Annotated in this window: 13 protein-coding genes; 5 read left to right on the plus strand and 8 right to left on the minus strand. The window is 59.1% G+C overall.

Annotated features, from left to right (window positions below; genetic code table 11):
* Window positions 1-9: 9 nt before the first annotated feature.
* From QMK55_RS17735 to QMK55_RS17760, 6 genes are all read right to left on the minus strand, one after another.
* On the minus strand, window positions 10-1020 hold the full coding sequence (locus QMK55_RS17735) for an ABC transporter permease subunit (protein WP_047597886.1): 1011 nt from the start codon (window positions 1018-1020) through the stop codon (window positions 10-12).
* A 73-nt stretch (window positions 1021-1093) separates the two neighbouring features.
* Entirely contained in the window at window positions 1094-2689 is a 1596-nt protein-coding gene (locus QMK55_RS17740) for an ABC transporter substrate-binding protein (RefSeq protein WP_320329663.1), read from the minus strand.
* 78 nt (window positions 2690-2767) lie between these two features.
* Complete coding sequence (locus QMK55_RS17745; RefSeq protein ID WP_102358510.1) at window positions 2768-4180, minus strand: OprD family porin; 1413 nt, start codon at window positions 4178-4180, stop codon at window positions 2768-2770.
* A gap of 174 nt (window positions 4181-4354) precedes the next feature.
* Window positions 4355-5953: an ABC transporter substrate-binding protein gene (locus QMK55_RS17750; protein ID WP_102358511.1), complete on the minus strand. Its 1599-nt coding sequence runs from the start codon at window positions 5951-5953 to the stop codon at window positions 4355-4357.
* Between the two features lie 301 nt (window positions 5954-6254).
* Entirely contained in the window at window positions 6255-7880 is a 1626-nt protein-coding gene (locus QMK55_RS17755; RefSeq protein ID WP_102358512.1) for an ABC transporter substrate-binding protein, read from the minus strand.
* A gap of 260 nt (window positions 7881-8140) precedes the next feature.
* A complete protein-coding gene (locus QMK55_RS17760; RefSeq protein ID WP_320329664.1) occupies window positions 8141-9742 on the minus strand; it encodes an ABC transporter substrate-binding protein in 1602 nt (533 codons plus the stop codon).
* 973 nt (window positions 9743-10715) lie between these two features.
* Between QMK55_RS17760 and QMK55_RS17765 the strand changes: the two genes are divergently transcribed.
* Complete coding sequence (locus QMK55_RS17765) at window positions 10716-11078, plus strand: DUF6124 family protein (protein ID WP_320329665.1); 363 nt, start codon at window positions 10716-10718, stop codon at window positions 11076-11078.
* A 169-nt stretch (window positions 11079-11247) separates the two neighbouring features.
* Here the strand turns inward: QMK55_RS17765 and QMK55_RS17770 are convergent, their stop codons facing one another.
* Window positions 11248-11967 carry an SIMPL domain-containing protein gene (locus QMK55_RS17770; RefSeq protein ID WP_320329666.1) on the minus strand — a complete coding sequence of 240 codons (720 nt, stop codon included), beginning with the start codon at window positions 11965-11967 and terminating at the stop codon, window positions 11248-11250.
* Between the two features lie 459 nt (window positions 11968-12426).
* Between QMK55_RS17770 and QMK55_RS17775 the strand changes: the two genes are divergently transcribed.
* Both QMK55_RS17775 and QMK55_RS17780 read left to right on the plus strand, forming a co-directional pair.
* Window positions 12427-13689, plus strand: coding sequence for an ATP-binding protein (locus QMK55_RS17775; RefSeq protein ID WP_102356047.1), 1263 nt, complete (start codon window positions 12427-12429; stop codon window positions 13687-13689).
* Window positions 13682-14242, plus strand: coding sequence for a response regulator transcription factor (locus QMK55_RS17780; protein WP_003221630.1), 561 nt, complete (start codon window positions 13682-13684; stop codon window positions 14240-14242). Before QMK55_RS17775 ends, QMK55_RS17780 begins: the two co-directional genes overlap by 8 nt.
* Before the next feature lie 71 nt (window positions 14243-14313).
* Here QMK55_RS17780 and QMK55_RS17785 read toward each other — a convergent pair whose 3' ends face one another.
* Window positions 14314-14640, minus strand: coding sequence for a hypothetical protein (locus QMK55_RS17785; RefSeq protein WP_320329667.1), 327 nt, complete (start codon window positions 14638-14640; stop codon window positions 14314-14316).
* A 271-nt stretch (window positions 14641-14911) separates the two neighbouring features.
* On the opposite strand from QMK55_RS17785, the gene QMK55_RS17790 reads away from it, so the two are divergent.
* A complete protein-coding gene (locus QMK55_RS17790) occupies window positions 14912-16639 on the plus strand; it encodes an ABC transporter ATP-binding protein/permease (protein WP_320329668.1) in 1728 nt (575 codons plus the stop codon).
* Between the two features lie 194 nt (window positions 16640-16833).
* Window positions 16834-17583 carry a FadR/GntR family transcriptional regulator gene (locus QMK55_RS17795; RefSeq protein ID WP_024164483.1) on the plus strand — a complete coding sequence of 250 codons (750 nt, stop codon included), beginning with the start codon at window positions 16834-16836 and terminating at the stop codon, window positions 17581-17583.
* Window positions 17584-17611: the final 28 nt, after the last annotated feature.

Below are 17611 nucleotides of genomic sequence, written 5' to 3' on the forward strand. Positions count from 1 at the left end.
GTATGGACCTCAGCGCTGATGACGGATGCGTGGGTTGGCAAAGCCGTAGAGGATGTCCACTACGAAGTTGACCAGAATCACCAGGCAGGCGATTAACAGGATGCCGTTTTGCACAACCGGGTAGTCCCGGGCGCCAATGGCTTCAATCAGCCATTTACCGATGCCGGGCCAGGAGAAGATGGTTTCGGTCAGGACAGCACCGGCCAGCAGAGTGCCGACTTGCAGGCCGACCACGGTCAGTACCGGGATCAGCGCATTGCGCAGGCCGTGCACGAATACCACGCGCGACGGCGACAGGCCTTTGGCCCGCGCGGTGCGGATGTAGTCTTCACGCAGTACTTCGAGCATCGACGAACGGGTCATCCGCGCGATCACTGCCAGCGGAATGGTGCCGAGCACGATGGCCGGCAGGATCAGGTGATGCAGCGCATCGAGGAACGCGCCCATGTCATCGGCCAGCAGCGTGTCGATCAGCATGAAGCCGGTGCGCGGCTCGATGTCGTAGAGCAGGTCGATCCGCCCGGAAACCGGGGTCCAGCCCAGGCTCACCGAGAAGAACATGATCAGGATCAGGCCCCACCAGAAGATCGGCATCGAATACCCCGCCAGGGAGATGCCCATTACCCCATGGTCGAACAGGGATCCTCGCTTGAGGGCCGCAATCACCCCGGCCAGAAGACCGAGGATGCCGGCGAACAGCAGGGCGGCCATGGACAGTTCCAGGGTCGCCGGGAAGAGGGAGGTGAACTCGGTCCATACGCTCTCACGCGTACGCAGGGATTCGCCGAGATCGCCGTGGGCCAGTTTGCCGATGTAGTCCAGGTACTGGGCATACAACGGCTTGTTCAGACCAAGGCGTTCCATTGCCTGAGCGTGCATTTCGGGGTCGACCCGACGTTCGCCCATCATCACTTCCACGGGGTCGCCAGGGATCATGCGAATCAACGCGAAAGTCAGCAGGGTGATGCCGAAAAACGTGGGGATCAACAACCCCAGTCGGCGGGCAATAAAACTAAACATCTTGTGTGGTACCTCATCAGCCGGTTAGGCGTGCCCGGCGACCCTGGGGTCAGGGAGGCCGGGAGTTTCTTATCTACTTCACCTGGGTGGTGGCGAAGTTATTGGTTGTCAGAGGGCTGATGTGATAACCCTCTACGTTGTTGCGCATTGCAGTGAACATCCGGGTGTGGGCCATGCTGATCCACGGTTGGTCCTGATTAAACAACACCTGGGCCTGCTCATAGAGTTTGGCGCGTTCGGCCGGATCTACTTTAGCCCGAGCCTCGTCCAGCAGCGCCTGGAATTTCTCGTTGCACCAACGAGCGTAGTTTTCGCCGTTCTTGGCCGCCTCACAACTGAGCATAGGCGTCAGGAAGTTATCCGGGTCGCCGTTGTCGCCCGCCCATCCGGCCGACACGATGTCGTGCTCGCCGTTCTTGGCGCGCTTGAGCATTTCGCCCCATTCCATTACACGGATGTCGAGCTTGATCCCGACTTTCGACAGGTCGGCCTGCATCATCTGCGCGCCGAGCATCGGGTTCGGGTTGGTCGGGCCGCCGCCGTTACGGGTAAACAGAGTAAACACGTAACCTTCCGGCACGCCGGCTTCCTTGAGCAGGGCGCGGGCCTTGTCGAGATCGCGGGGCGGGTTCTTCAGATCATGGTTGTAGCCCAACAGCGTTGGCGGGTACGGGTTGACCGCGACGGTCGCGTTGCCTTTGCCAAACAGCGCGTTGACGTAGGCTTCCTTGTCGAAGGCGATATCGATGGCTTTGCGCACCCGGACGTCGCTCATGTACTTGTGCTGGGTGTTCATGGCCATGTAGGACACGGTCATCGCGTCCAGTTCGGCGACTTTCAGGTTCGGATCCTGCTTGATGCTCGGGATGTCGTCAGGCTTGGGGTACAGCGCGATCTGGCACTCGTTGGCCTTGAGCTTTTGCTGGCGCACGTTGTTGTCGACGGCGATCGCCAGGATCAACGTTTCGGCCGGTGGCTTGCCGAGGAAATATTCCGGATTCGCCTTGAACCGTACCTGAGCGTCCTTGGCGTAGCGCTGGAAGATGAACGGGCCGGTGCCGACCGGCTTGTTGTTCAAGTCGCCCTGCTTGCCGGCCTTGAGCAACTGGTCGGCGTATTCGGCGGAGTAGATCGAGGAAAACGCCATGGCGATGTCGGCCAGGAATGGCGCTTCGCGGCGGGTCAGGCTGAACTTGACTGTGCTGTCATCGACTTTTTCGACGTTTTTCAGCAGTTCCTTGAAACCCATGCTTTCAAAGTACGGGAAGCCTACGCTCGACTGTTTGTGCCACGGATGATTCGGGTCCAGCTGGCGCTGGAAGCTCCAGACCACGTCGTCGGCGTTGAAGTCGCGGCTCGGCTTGAAGTATTCGGTGGTGTGAAACTTGACGCCTTTGCGCAAATGGAACGTGTAGCTCAGGCCGTCATCGCTGATCTCCCAGGAGTCGGCCAGTGACGGGATCACTTGGGTAGTGCCGGGCTTGAAACCCACCAGGCGGTTGAAAATGGTTTCGGAAACCGCATCGCCTGTGACTGCAGTTGTGTATTGGGCCATATCGAAGCCTTCCGGACTGGCTTCGGTGCAGACCACCAAGGGTTTGGCCGAGACGCCGATGGCGGCGCTCAACAACGCAGCCGCGACGGCCGCACGTAGGGGAAGCATTTTCATCGATAACCCTCTGCAATCGGTTGAAGACAAAAAACCGAACGGCCGACTCTTCATGAGTCAGCCGTCGGTTGGCGTTTTTTACAGGATGTTGAATGGAACCGTGGTCACGAGACGGAACTCGTTGATGCTGCCATCGGACTGGTTTTCGCTGGCGCGGTGAGCGGTGTAGGTGCCACGGATGGTGGTCGCCTTGAGTGGGCCGCTTTGCACCGCGTAGGTCGCACCGATGCCGTATTCATAGTGGTGCTCGCCGTCCATGTTGCGTACGTCATACGCAGTGCCGGTGTAGTGAGTACCGTCGATGCCCCAGCCGCGAGCCTGGTAGATATTGAACTTCAGACCTGGCACGCCGTATTCGGCCATGTTCAGACCGTAGGCGACCTGGAAGGATTTCTCGTTCGGGCCGTTGAAGTCCGACAGCAGGGAGTTGGCCAGGTAGATGCCGTTGGTTTCGTGCAGATAGTCGAAGTACTCGTCACCGTTGATGGCCTGGTACGAGAAGGTCAGGCTGTGGGCCTGGTGAGTCAGGCCGAACGACAGCGAGTAGGTGTCGTTGTCGATTTCGCCCATCTCTTTTTTGCCGGTATCGACGGTTTTGTAGTAGTTCAGGCCGGTGGTCAGGCTCACGACATTGCTGTCACCCAGTTCGTGGGTGGCGCCGAAGTAGTACTGGTTCCAGAAGTCTTCAACCTTGGAGGCGTACAGGCTGGTTTTCAGGCTTTTCAGCGGCTGATAGTTCAGGCCGACGATGCTCACGCGATCGGTTTCAGCCTTGTTGTTGGTGTACTCGGAGCGGAACTTCGACAGGCTCTCTTCGGTACGCGGCGATACGCGGTCGAAGCTGCCGGCGTCGAACGACAGGTTGTTCAGTTCTTCGCTGTGCAGGCTTACACCTTCAAAGCTCGAAGGCAGCGCACGGTTGCCGATGGTGTCGACGATCGGGGTGCTGAAATTCTGACGACCGGCGGTCAGCGTGGTGTTCGACACGCGGAACTTGACGTTGGCCAGGCCCAGTTTGCTCCACTGGCCTTCAGCGTCGCCGCCTTCCTTGGTCAGCGTACGGTTGTTGCCTGCGCCTGGACGCGAGCCTGGTGCGCCACCGTTGTTGGACGCCAGATCCTTGCGGCTCCGATCCAGGGCTACGGCGTTGTACGCGGCCACTTCAGTGCTGACACCGACGGTGCCCTGAGTGAAGCCGGAGTTGAAATTGACGATGGTGCCCTGCACCCAGTTGATACGACGGTCAGTCGGGGTGGCGACGCCGTCCTTGCGGTAAGTGAACTTGCCGCCGCGCTTGAGTTGCTCGTTGGCGTACCAGTTACGGGTCGTGCCGCTGACCGTAGAACCTTCGAGGAAGCCGGTGGCATCAGCCTGGGCGCTTTTCTCGTTGACGGTCACCGGGGTGAACGCCTGGCTCTGTTCCTCGGCGTAAGCCGTGGCGGTGATGCTGCTGATGGCCAAGGCCAGTATCGCGGTGCTGCTCAGTTTCATGGGTGAAGCTCCTTTACTTTCTTTTTATGCCGGCTTTTTTGGGTTGGCCGGTTATTGGTTTAGAACTCATTCACACATCGCAAACGTTTGCAAAAGGCCGGATCGGCGAATTTCGGCAAAGCGCTTGCGTGAGGGGGTAGACAGCCCCCTCAGCGTTGCGGCTAATCGGTTGGGTTAATCGATACTGACGCCCGAGAACACATTGCGACCGAAGGGGCTGACTTTGAAGCCTTCAACCCTGGCGCTTAACGGCTGGTTGACCGTCGAATGGGCGACAGGCGTGATCGGCACTTGCTGCTTGAGCAACTGCTGCGCCTGTTTGTAGAGCATGGTGCGCTGGTCGCGGTCGGTGACGACCTTGGCCTCTTTGACCAGCTTGTCGTAAGCCGGATCGCACCACATGGAATAGTTGTTGCCGCCAATGGCGTCGCAGCTGTACAGGGTGCCCAGCCAGTTGTCCGGGTCCCCGTTGTCACCGGTCCAGCCGATCAGACTGATGTCGTGCTCGCCATTCTTGGTGCGCTTGATGTACTCGCCCCATTCGTAGCTGACGATCTTCACTTTCAGGCCGATCTTGGCCCAGTCCGCCTGGAGCATTTCGGCCATCAGTTTGGCGTTCGGGTTGTACGGACGCTGTACCGGCATCGCCCACAGGGTGATTTCGGTGCCTTCTTTGACGCCGGCAGCCTTGAGCAGCTCCTTGGCTTTTTCCGGGTTGTAGGCGGCGTCCTTGATAGTGTCGTCATAGGACCACTGGGTCGGCGGCATGGCGTTGACGGCCAATTGCCCGGCGCCTTGATAAACAGCGTTGAGAATCCCTTGTTTATTCACCGCCATGTCCAGAGCCTGACGCACTTCGAGCTGGTCGAAGGGCTTGTGGCGCACGTTGTAGGCGATGTAACCGAGGTTGAAGCCTGGCTTGGAAATCAGCTGCAGTTTCGGATCAGCCTTCAGCGCTTCAACATCGGCAGGGCGCGGATGCAGGGTGATCTGGCATTCGCCGGCCTTGAGCTTCTGCACGCGCACCGATGCGTCGGTGTTGATCGCGAAGATCAGATTGTCGAGTTTGACCCGGCTCGGATCCCAGTAATGTTTATTACCGGTGTAACGGATGTTCGAGTCTTTCTGATAGCTCTTGAACACGAACGGCCCGGTACCGACCGGCTTCTGGTTGATGTCGCTCGGCTTGCCTTCGGCCAGCAGCTTGTCGGCGTATTCGGCGGACAGGATGGCGGCGAAGCTCATGGCGATGTTCTGGATGAACGCAGCGTCGACGCTGTTGAGCGTGAACTCCACGGTCAGCGGCCCGGTCTTTTCGACCTTGGCGATGTTCTTGTTCAGGCTCATCCCGTTGAAATATGGGAACTCGGTCGGATAAGCCTTACGGAATGGCTGTTGCGGATCGAGCATGCGGTTAAACGTGAACAGCACGTCGTCGGCGTTGAAATCGCGCGTCGGTTTGAAGTACGGCGTTGTATGAAATTGCACCCCTTCACGCAGGTGAAAGGTGTACTTGAGACCATCCTCGGAAATATCCCACTTGGTTGCCAGACCCGGTACGACGTTGGTCGCGCCTTTTTCGAACTCGACCAGGCGGTTGTACAGCGGCTCGGCGGCGTCGTTGTCGGTCGCCGTCGTGTATTGCGCGGTATCAAAACCCGCCGGGCTGCCTTCGGAGCAGAACACCAGGCTCTTGCTGGCGGCGTAACTGGTGGACGTGGCGGCCAACAGGCCGGCGCCCAGCAGTGCGGAAAAAACCAAGGTATGGCGCATGACGCTCCCTCTTTTTGTAGTGTTGTTCAATGCACCGCGATCACGTCCAGGGACGTTGAGGTGGCATTGAGCTCAATCCAGCACGTACGGCAAGCCGGTGGCCCACGCAGAAACTGGTCAGAACCCGACGGTAGGGGCCGTGGGTCTGGCAGTAAATGCGTAATTGCCTGAAAACTCGTAGGAAAAGTCGACGCGTCCTCTGCCGCTGCAGTCATCCGCAGCGGAATTGGCCGTAGGCAAATTCCTAACTTCCCGGCAGCTAAAACAGCGGCGACGTCATGAACGTCGCCGCTGCAATGGCTTAATTGCTGACGCTGACGCCGTAGAAGGAGTTCAAGCCGAATGGGCTGATCTTGAAGTCCTGCACGTTGGCGCGCATGGGTTGGTACACCGTCGAGTGAGCGATAGGTGTCATTGGGACTGCATCTTTGAGGACGTGTTGCGCCTGTTTGTACAGTTCGGTGCGCTTGGCCTGGTCGGTAGTGCGCTTGGCTTCCTTGACGAGACCGTCGAACTTCTTGTCGCACCACTTGGAGAAGTTGTTGCCGCTGAGCGAGTCGCAGCCGAACAGCACGTTCAGCCAGTTGTCCGGGTCACCATTGTCACCGCTCCAGCCAATGATCATGGCCTGGTTCTCGCCACCTTTGGAGCGCTTGATGTACTCGCCCCACTCGTAGCTGGTGATCTTCACGTTCAAGCCGATCTTCTTCCAGTCGGACTGGAGCATTTCAGCCATCAGCTTGGCGTTCGGGTTGTACGGACGCTGAACCGGCATCGCCCACAGAACGATCTCGGTACCTTCCTTGACGCCTGCTTCCTTGAGCAGTTGCTTGGCTTTTTCAGGATCGTACTTGGCGTCCTTGATGGTGGTGTCGTAGGACCATTGGGTCGGCGGCATGGCGTTGACGGCCAGTTGGCCGGCGCCCTGGTAAACCGAGTCGATGATCTGCGGCTTGTTCACCGCCATGTCCAGCGCCTGGCGCACGCGCAGGTCAGCCAGCGGGTTAGGCTCGTTGCTGCCCTTGACCTTGTCCATCACGTTGTAGGCGATGTAGCCGAGGTTGAAACCGGCCTGGTCAGGCATCTTCAGGGTCTTGTCGGCCTTGAGTGCCGCGAGATCCGCCGGACGCGGGAACAGGGTGACCTGGCACTCGTTCTTTTTCAGCTTCTGGATGCGCACCGACGGGTCGGTGGTGATGGCGAAGATCAGGTTGTCGATCTTCACGTCTTCAGGTTTCCAGTAGTCCTTGTTGCCGGTGTAACGGATGTTCGAGTCTTTCTGATAGCTCTTGAACACGAACGGGCCGGTGCCGATCGGCTTCTGGTTGATATCGGCAGCCTTGCCTTCCTTGAGCAGCTGGGCAGCGTACTCGGCGGACTGTACTGAAGCGAAGCTCATGGCCATGTTCTGGATGAACGCGGCGTCGACTTCTTTCAGAGTGAACTTGACGGTGTGGTCGTCGACTTTATCGATCTTGGTGATGTTGGTGTCCATCCCCATGTCGGTGAAGTACGGGAATTCGGTCGGGTACGCCTTACGGAACGGGTCATCCTTGTTAATCATGCGATTGAAGGTGAACAGCACGTCGTCGGCGTTGAACTCACGAGTCGGCTTGAAATACGGGGTGGTGTGGAACTTGACGCCTTCACGCAGGTGGAAGGTGTAAGTCAGGCCATCCGGGGAAATGTCCCAACTGGTGGCCAGGCCAGGGATAACGGCGGTGCCGCCACGCTCGAACTGGCTCAGACGGTTGAACATGGTTTCGGCTGAGGCGTCGAAGTCGGTTCCGGTGGTGTACTGGCCTGGATCAAAACCGGCCGGGCTCCCTTCGGAGCAGAACACCAGGTTAGTCGCAGCGGATGCGAAAGGTGCGGAGGCTAACAAGCCTGCGCCGACTAAAAACGGAATGACCGCGTGTTTAAGCATGTTGGCCTCATGATTTGTTGTCATTTTTTAATATTGAGGTACGACCTCGTGAGTCGTGCCTGCGGATACTTATGCAGGGGCCATACCCATTGCAAGATCCAGAGTGTGAGCGAGCGTTAAACGGTGGCACGAACGTACCTTAATGTCGCATATGTATAAATCCTGACGCATTTGACCGTTTGCGAGCGTTTTTTACGGTGCAAACGGGGCCCCAAAACGGTGCGCGAGTCACGTTTTGCGCGCCGTGTTGGGGCCTGGTGTTACTTATTTATACCCACGCCGTAGAAGGGTGTGAGGCCGAACGGGCTGATCTTGAAGTCGGTCACTTCCTTGCGCAGCGGCTGGAACACCGTGGAGTTGGCAATTGGCGTGATCGGCACCTGCTGTTTAAGGATCAGTTGCGCCTGTTGATACAGTTTTACCCGTTGCGCCTTGTCGGTCGTCACCTTGGCTGCTTGCACCAGTTTGTCGTAGGCCGGGTCGCACCACTTGGCGTAGTTGCTGCCCTTGACTGCCGCGCAGCTGTACAGCACGCCGAGCCAGTTGTCCGGGTCGCCGTTGTCACCTGTCCAACCATAGATCATCGCGTCGTGTTCGCCATTCTTGGCGCGCTTGATGTACTCGCCCCATTCGTAGCTGACGATGTTGGCCTTGATGCCGATCTTGTCCCAATCCTGCTGGATCATCTGCGCCGACATTCGCGCATTCGGGTTGGAGGCGCGCTGCACGGTCATCGCCCAGAGATTGATGGTGGTACCCGATGCAACCCCGGCTTCCTTGAGTAGCGCCTTGGCTTTTACAGGGTCGTAGGGTGCGTCCTTGATATTTGGGTCATACGACCATTGCGCCGGCGGCAAGGCGTTTTGCGCCAGCTGGCCGGCACTCTGGTAGACAGCTTTGATGATCGCCGGTTTGTCGATGGCCATGTCCAGCGCCTGACGGACCTTGAGCTGATCGAGCGGCGGGTGAGTGGTGTTGTAGGCGAGGAAGCCGAGGTTGAAACCGGCCTGCTTGAGCACGCGCAGGTTCGGGTCCTTTTCCATCACTTCGATGTCGGCTGGGCGCGGGTAGCCGCTGACCTGGCATTCGCCGGTCTTGAGCTTCTGCAGGCGCACGGCGGCGTCGGGGGTGATCGAGAAGATCAGGTTGTCGATCTTCACGTCTTCGGGTTTCCAGTAGGCCTTGTTGGCGGCGTAGCGGATCTGCGAGTCTTTCTGGTAGCGCTTGAACACGAACGGGCCGGTGCCCACCGGTTTCTGGTTGAGGTCGGCGGCTTTGCCTTCCTTTAACAGTTGGGCGGCGTATTCGGCCGATTGCACGGAGGCGAAGCTCATGGCGAGGTTTTGCACGAACGCGGCGTCGACGTTGTTCAGGTTGAAGCGCACGGTCTGGTCGTCGAGTTTTTCGACCGATTTGATGGTGGTGTTCAGGCCCATGTCGGTGAAGTAGGGGGACTCGGCGGGGTAGGCTTTGCGAAAGGCATTGTCCGGGTCGAGCAGGCGCTGGAAGGTGAACAGCACGTCATCGGCGTTGAGGTCGCGGGTTGGTTTGAAGTAGTCGGTGGTGTGGAATTTTACGTTTTGGTGCAGGTGGAAGGTGTACTGGAGTCCGTCGCTGGAGACGTCCCATTGGGTCGCCAGACCGGGTTCGATGTCGGTGCCGCCGCGCTGGAATTGGGTGAGGCGGTTGAAGACGGTTTCGGCGGACGCGTCGAAGTCGGTGCCGCTGGTGTATTGGCTGGGGTCGAAGCCGGCGGGGCTGGCTTCGGAGCAGTAGACCAGGGTTGTGGCAGCGTTCGCTATGGGGGTGGTTGCGGCCAGGGCCAGGGAGATCAAGAGCGGTTTGAGGGTGGATCTTGGCATGGAGTCCCCGGGTAGATTGGAGGTGGTTGTGTTTTTTAGGGTAGCGGGGATTTGGGGGGCTTCGGAAATATCGTTTTTCTTGTTTGGGTGTTTGTCTCGGTATATCTGGGGTGTGTACATATCCGTTGCTGCGGTAACGGCGGCTTGGGGTTCCGCCCTTACGGCGGGTCACTTTTTCCAGACGCCGAAAAAGTAACCAAAAAGGCTTGCTCCTGCGTGCGGCCCGCTCGCTGGGGCTCGGGGTCCCTTCGCTCCGGGATCGATCCGGGCGCAGCGCCTACGGTTTGCTTCGCTGCACCTCCTCTCACTGTGTTTGGCTTCGCCAAACGGTCGCTGCGCTCCCACGCCCGGATCAATCCCTCCGCTCAGCCTGCCGACGTCGCCCGTGGATCAAGATCAAGAGCTGCAGCCGAGCTTGCGCTCATCCTGTTGAGTGGGGCGGCTGCGCCGCATGGGCTTACACAAATCAAAACTGTGGAATCCAGCCAGCCGACTATTCTCTTGCAGGCTGCATGCGATCCATTTGTAGGAGTGAGCCTGCTCGCGATGGCTGCCTGCCTGCCGACCAATCTCTAACAGACCACACCCAATCCCACTGTGGGAGCGGGCTTGCTCGCGAAGAGGCCCGCCCGGTCACCCAATCAGATTGGCCTGTTTAAAGTCGTTTCAAATAACCAGAACCTTCCCACAAGGTTTTCAGGTTGTCCGTCGGACGCCGGCTCTCTGGCCTTGGGTTGTCGCTGAAGATTCAGCGATCGGGCGTGAGAACCCGGCAGTTCATAGTCATTCAGTGCCATACCCGCATAATTGCCGCCAGCCAGTACGCTGTATGCAATTACGTTATGGCGGCTCTGTGCGGGCAGACTTTTGTCTGGCCGGGTGCCTATGACCGGTTTCTCACCCCGCACACAGCTGCCACCTCTTCGTCGTGTGAGAAACGGCTTGAGGTGGCCCAACGTCATAGGTGAAATGCATGTCCAAGCCAGTCCCAGATCCACCGCTCGAACCCACAACCCCACTCACCGAAGCCCTCCATGCCGAAGACCTCGCGAAAAACCGCGAAGCCATAAAACGCGCCCTCGATTTCTACCTCAGCCCCGAAGCCGCAAAACCGCGCCCACCCAGTTCTATGTTCCTCGTCCACCCGGGCATCGACACCGAAAGCCTGTTGGCCCACGCCTGTGAGTCGCTGGCCTCGGCCAACACCATGGCCAGTGATTTCGCCGATCAGCTCAGTCGCCCGCAGCGCAATACGGCGCTGGCGATTCAGCAGATCATCATGCTGGCCGAGCTGGCGGTGAACCGGGCGCTGGATCGGGTTGATCCGCAGGCTTGAGAACGCGTCATCGTTTTTCGCGAGCAGGCTCACTCCCGCAGAAAATCGCATTCCAAATGTGGGAGCGAGCCTGCTCGCGAAGGCGTCGGATCTTTCACCACAAATTCCAGGCACAAAAAAACCGGCGATCATTCACTGATCGCCGGTTTTTCATTCAGCCCGCATCAAATCACTGCATCAACACTTCGATCGAGCCATCGGCGGTCAGGCTGACCTGGCTGGTGCCGGCTTCGACTTCAGGCGTCACCGGTGCTGAATCCATGCCGGCGGCTTTCATCATCATCATCGGGGCGCGCATGTACGGTTGTGGGTAGCCGTTGCTGTTGAGGTTCAGGTTGACGATTTTGTAGCCCTTGCCGCCCAGGGCATCGGTGGCCAGTTGGGCGCGGGCCTTGAAGGCGCTGACGGCTTCCTTGAGCAGTTTGTCTTCGCTGGCCTTGCGGGTCGGCTCGGCGATGGCGAAGTCCATGCCGCCCATTTTCAGGTCGGTCAGCAGTTCGCCGGTGAGTTTGGACAGGGCGGCGAAGTCGGCGCTTTCCAGGCGCAGTTCGGCGCGTTCACGCCAACCGGTGATCTTCTGGCCTTTAGTGTCGTAGATCGGGTAGCTGTTGCGGCTGCCCTGGCGCAGGGTGATGTCCTTGACTTGCTTGGCCTGGGCCAGCGCCTTGTTCATGGTGGTGCTGACGTCGGCGGCGAGTTTGGCCGGGTCGGTGTTTTGCTCTTCGGTGTAGAGCGTCACGATCATCAGGTCGCGGGCGACTTCCTGGCTGACTTCGGCGCGCAGGGAAATCTGGTTGTAGTGCAGCTCATCGGCGGCCAGGGCCGGAAGGCTGGCGACACTGCCGACGGTCAGGGCGAGAAGGGCGGCGCTGCGGCGAAAGGTGTGCATGAAGGCTCCTTGAATAATGCGCAGGTGTTGGTTCGTCCCTGCGTGAAACCATCAGACTCTAGCTTTTATGCCCGGGTTCGCCCAGTTACAACTTCTATACAGATGCAGGGGGCTGCTGCGCAGCCATTCGCGAGCAGGCTCGCTCCCACAGGGGCATGTATTTCTGAGCTGAGAGGAATCTGTGGTGAGGGGATTTATCCCCGATGGGTGGCGAAGCCGCCCCAAATGCTGCAACCAGATTTATTTCAGGAGAATGGGGTTGCAGATTTTACGACTGCTGCGTAGCCGATCGGGGATGAATCCCCTCACCACAGTTGATCTCCTCAACCTTGGGAATTGCATGCGAGTAGCCGAATTTACCGCCAGCGCCATGTGGTCGTTTGCCGCACTTTCGCCTCTCGGGGTCGCGGCTTGGTTATACTCCGTGCGATCCGCCTGGAGCGCTCATCAGGAGAGCTCATGCTCGCCCCCGTACAACTGACTTCCGCCACTCGCCAGAACCTCTGGCGGCTGACTTTCATCCGCACCCTGGTACTTGCCGCGCAGGCCGGTTCCGTAGGCCTGGCCTACTGGCTGCAATTGTTGCCGTTGCCGTGGGTGCAACTGGCGATGACCCTCGGCTGCTCGATTCTGCTGTGCGTGTTCACCGCCGTGCGTCTGCGCACATCGTGGCCGGTGACCGAGCTCGAGTACGCCCTGCAACTGGCCTGTGATCTGGTGATCCACAGTGCGTTGCTGTATTTCTCCGGCGGTTCGACCAACCCGTTCGTGTCCTATTATCTGGTGCCGCTGACCATCGCCGCGGTGACGTTGCCGTGGCGTTACTCGGTGATTCTGTCGGGTATCGCGCTGGCGCTGTACACCGTGATGCTCACGCGTTTCTATCCGCTGGAAACCCTGCCGGTCGCCCGCGAGAACCTGCAGATCTATGGCATGTGGCTGAGTTTCGCCCTCGCTGCTGCGGTGATCACCTTCTTCGCTGCGCGCATGGCCGAAGAGCTGCGCCGTCAGGAGGAGTTGCGGGCGATTCGTCGCGAAGAGGGCCTGCGTGATCAGCAGTTGCTCGCTGTCGCCACTCAGGCCGCCGGCGCCGCCCATGAACTCGGCACGCCGCTGGCGACCATGAGCGTGTTGCTCAAGGAAATGCAGCAGGATCATCCCGACCCGATGCTGCAGGACGATCTGAAGGTGCTGCAGGATCAGGTCAAACTGTGCAAAGAGACCCTGCAACAACTGGTGCGCGCCGCCGAGGCCAACCGACGTCTGGCAGTAGAAATGCAGGATGTCACCCAGTGGCTCGACGAAGCGCTGAACCGCTGGCACCTGATGCGTCCGGAAGCCAGTTACCGCTTCCACCGCCTCGGCCAGGGCAACGTGCCGCGCATGGCACCGCCGCCGGACCTGACTCAGGCGCTGCTTAATTTGCTCAACAATGCCGCCGACGCCTGCCCGGAAAATCTCCAGGTGACGTTGGACTGGGACGCGGAAACCGTGACCATCAGCATTCGTGACCACGGCGCCGGTGTGCCGTTGGCCATCGCCGAACAGATCGGCAAACCGTTTTTTACCACCAAGGGCAAAGGTTTCGGCCTGGGCCTGTTTTTGAGCAAGGCCAGCGTGACACGCGCCGGCGGCTCAGTGAAACTCTATAGTCATGAGGAAGGCGGCACGCTCACCGAGCTGCGCCTGCCCCACGGCGCCCGAGGAGACCAACATGAGTGACGAAATCCAAGTCGAAGGCGAAGAACTGCCGCATTTGCTGCTGGTCGACGACGACGCGACCTTCACCCGAGTGATGGCCCGTGCCATGGCCCGCCGTGGCTTTCGCGTCAGCACCGCAGGTTCCGCCGAGGAAGGTCTGACCATCGCCCAGGCCGATTTGCCTGATTACGCCGCGCTGGACCTGAAAATGGACGGCGACTCCGGCCTGGTGCTGCTGCCCAAGCTGCTGGAGCTGGACCCGGAAATGCGCGTGGTGATCCTCACCGGCTATTCGAGCATTGCCACCGCGGTCGAAGCGATCAAGCGCGGCGCCTGCAACTACCTGTGCAAACCGGCCGACGCCGACGACGTACTGGCCGCGCTGCTCTCCGAGCACGCCGACCTCGACAGTCTGGTGCCGGAAAACCCGATGTCGGTCGATCGTCTGCAATGGGAGCACATCCAGCGTGTGCTGACCGAGCACGAAGGCAACATCTCCGCCACTGCCCGCGCCCTGGGCATGCACCGCCGCACCCTGCAGCGCAAACTGCAGAAGCGCCCGGTTCGTCGCTGAGAGATTTTCTGGTCGGATAGGCTGGACTGAATTAAACGGGCGCTACCCTGCATTCGGGTAGCGCCTTGGGTTCAAGGTACAACCGTGAAGAGCGTTTTTGGCGATGTGTATTGTTTTTCACCCAGAGTCGCTTTGCATTGCGCGTAGAGTTTCATTCCTAACCACGTTTCCACGATAGCTTTTGGTACCGTGAGAAGGAGCTCGTTCTGTTTACCGACTTTCTGTTCGGATTTGATTTCGGAGTCATATCCGATCCAGCCAACATCGATATCAACCTCAGGGTTATCGGACGAGAATATGAATGTGGCCCCCGAATCACTCAGCTCACTGAAAGACAGTTCGCCCTTCTTGATCGAATCGCTGGTTGGAGCATTAAGCGGGTTTTCTTCTTTTTTCATGACCAATTCCTTTCGTTGTCAGAGGAGTAATCTGCTCTCCTGATTCACAGCGAAATTGCTTACAGGAGGCCGTTGCAGTCGATCAGCCTGAATCACCCCCCTCTACTGTCAACTTTGACAGTCCCGATGAACGGTACGTGCGCTCGCGGCGATGCTGAAACCCCTATGAATCTGAACAATCCCTGAATGAGCCAGTCCCACTCTGGCGATAAAACGAACCGATCAACTATGATCGGTTTGTGTCTGTTCTTTTCTTTATCGAGCCTTTTCCATGAATCAGAACGCTGAATATTCCGCGGTCAACGATGCTGTGCGCGGGCAGTTTTTTCGCAAGGTGTGGGGGATCATCACGCCTTACTGGTGCAGTGAAGAGAAGGGCAAGGCCTGGACATTGCTGATTGCGGTGATCGCGCTGTCGTTGCTCAGCGTGGGGATCTCGGTGTGGTTCAACACCTGGTACAAGGATTTCTACAACGCTTTGCAGAAGAAAGATGAAGCTGCGTTCTGGCAGCTGATTCTGTATTTCTGCGCGATTGCAGCGGTGGCGATTATCGGCGCGGTGTATCGGCTTTATCTGACGCAGATGCTGACGATTCGCTGGCGTGCCTGGCTGACCGAAAAGCATTTCTCCCGTTGGCTTGCCGACAAGAATTACTACCAGCTGGAGCAGGGCGGTTATACCGATAACCCGGACCAGCGGATTTCCGAAGACCTCAACAACTTCACCTCCAACACCCTTGAGTTGGGTATCGGGTTGCTGCGCAATATCGTCAGCCTGGTGTCGTTCTCGATCATTCTGTGGGGCGTGTCGGGCAGCATTGAAGTCTATGGCATCACCATTCCCGGCTACATGTTCTGGTGCGTGTTGGTCTACGCCGTGGTGGGCAGTTGGCTGACGCACTTGATCGGTCGGCGCTTGATCGGCCTGAACAACCAACAACAACGCTTTGAAGCCGACCTGCGTTTTTCCATGGTGCGGATTCGCGAAAATGCCGAGAGCATCGCGTTGTATAACGGTGAACCGAACGAGAATCGCCGCTTGAGTGGGCGCTTCGGCAATGTCTGGCATAACTTCTGGGACATCATGAAAGTGTCCAAGCGTCTGACGTTCTTCACCGCTGGTTACAGCCAGGCAGCTATCATTTTCCCGTTCATCGTTGCCTCGCCGCGTTACCTCGCCGGCAAGATCGAACTCGGTGAACTGATGCAAATCAGCTCGGCATTCGGCAATGTCCAGGAGAGCTTCAGCTGGTTCATCAGTGCGTACCAGAACCTCGCCGCATGGCGCGCCACCTGTGATCGTCTGCTGAGCTTCCGTCAGGCCATGACCGACAACGAAGACCGCATCCCGGCCATCGATGTGCAGAATCAGGGCAGTGAATTGAAAGTGCACAATCTCGGCCTGGACCTGGCCGACGGTCGTCACCTGCTGACCAATGCCGACATGACGGTGGAACCGGGTGACCGGTTAATGCTCAGCGGGCGTTCCGGCAGCGGCAAGTCCACGCTGTTGCGGGCGATGGGGAATTTGTGGCCTGCGGGCCACGGCAACATCCGGCTGCCAGCGGCGCGCTATCTGTTCCTGCCGCAGAAACCGTACCTGCCGATCGGCACCTTGCGCGAGGCCCTGAGTTATCCACAACCGGGCGACACTTACGCGCCGCAGCGTTACGTCGAGGTGCTGGAGACCTGCCGTCTGCCGCACCTGGTCGCGCGTCTGGATGAAGCCAATCACTGGCAGCGCATGCTGTCGCCGGGTGAGCAGCAACGCCTGGCCTTCGCCCGCGCGCTGCTCTACGCACCGCAATGGCTGTACATGGACGAAGCCACGTCGGCAATGGATGAAGAAGACGAGGCGACGCTGTATCAGGCGCTGATCGATCAGTTGCCGGGGCTGAGCATCGTCAGCGTCGGCCACCGCAGCAGCCTCAAACGCTTCCACCCACGGCATGTGCGGATCGACAGCGGGCATCTGGTCGAACAGGCCGTGACCGCCTGATCACCACCATGCCCCTGTAGGAGTGAGCCTGCTCGCGATAGCGGCGCAACAGTCGACATCTTTGTTGAATGTGAAACCGCAATCGCGAGCAGGCTCACTCCTACAAGAAGCGCTGTTGTGACTCGACAGTGATCGTACAACCCGCCTGCGCTATGATGCGAACCACGCCGAATTTTCGAGACCAGACGTTAACCATGGAAAACCCGATCGACACCCCACGCCTCCCGCGCAAGCGCCGCAGCCTGGCTCAGGAGCTGGTGACGGTGCTGACCGAGCAGATCCGCGACGGTCTGCTCAAGCGCGGCGACAAGCTGCCCACCGAGTCGGCGATCATGCAGGAGCATGGTGTCAGCCGCACCGTGGTGCGCGAGGCGATTTCCCGTTTGCAGGCCGCAGGCCAGGTGGAAACCCGCCACGGCATCGGCACTTTCGTGCTCGATACGCCAAGCCCGAGTGGTTTCCGCATCGACCCGGCCACGGTGGTCACCCTGCGTGACGTGCTGGCCATTCTCGAATTGCGCATCAGCCTGGAAGTGGAATCCGCCGGCCTTGCCGCGCAACGTCGCAGCCCCGAGCAACTGGCAACCATGCGCGCGGCCCTCGATGCCTTGAACGACAGCGTGGCCCACGCCAGCGATGCGGTGGCGTCGGACTTCGCCTTCCACCTGGAAATCGCCCTGTCCACCGGCAACCGCTATTTCACCGACATCATGACCCACCTGGGCACCAGCATCATTCCGCGTACCCGGCTGAATTCGGCGCGGCTGGCCCACGATGATCAGCAGCACTACATGAACCGCCTGAGCCGTGAGCACGAGGAAATCTACGAGGCGATTGCCCGCCAGGATTCCGACGCGGCGCGGGCGGCGATGCGCCTGCATTTGACCAACAGCCGTGAACGGTTGCGTCAGGCGCATGAAGAGGCACAGGCGCAGCGCGGGTGAGTCAGCAGGCCTGAGTCATGTGTTGATT

This window comes from Pseudomonas sp. P8_229, assembly GCF_034008635.1.
Classification (GTDB): domain Bacteria; phylum Pseudomonadota; class Gammaproteobacteria; order Pseudomonadales; family Pseudomonadaceae; genus Aquipseudomonas.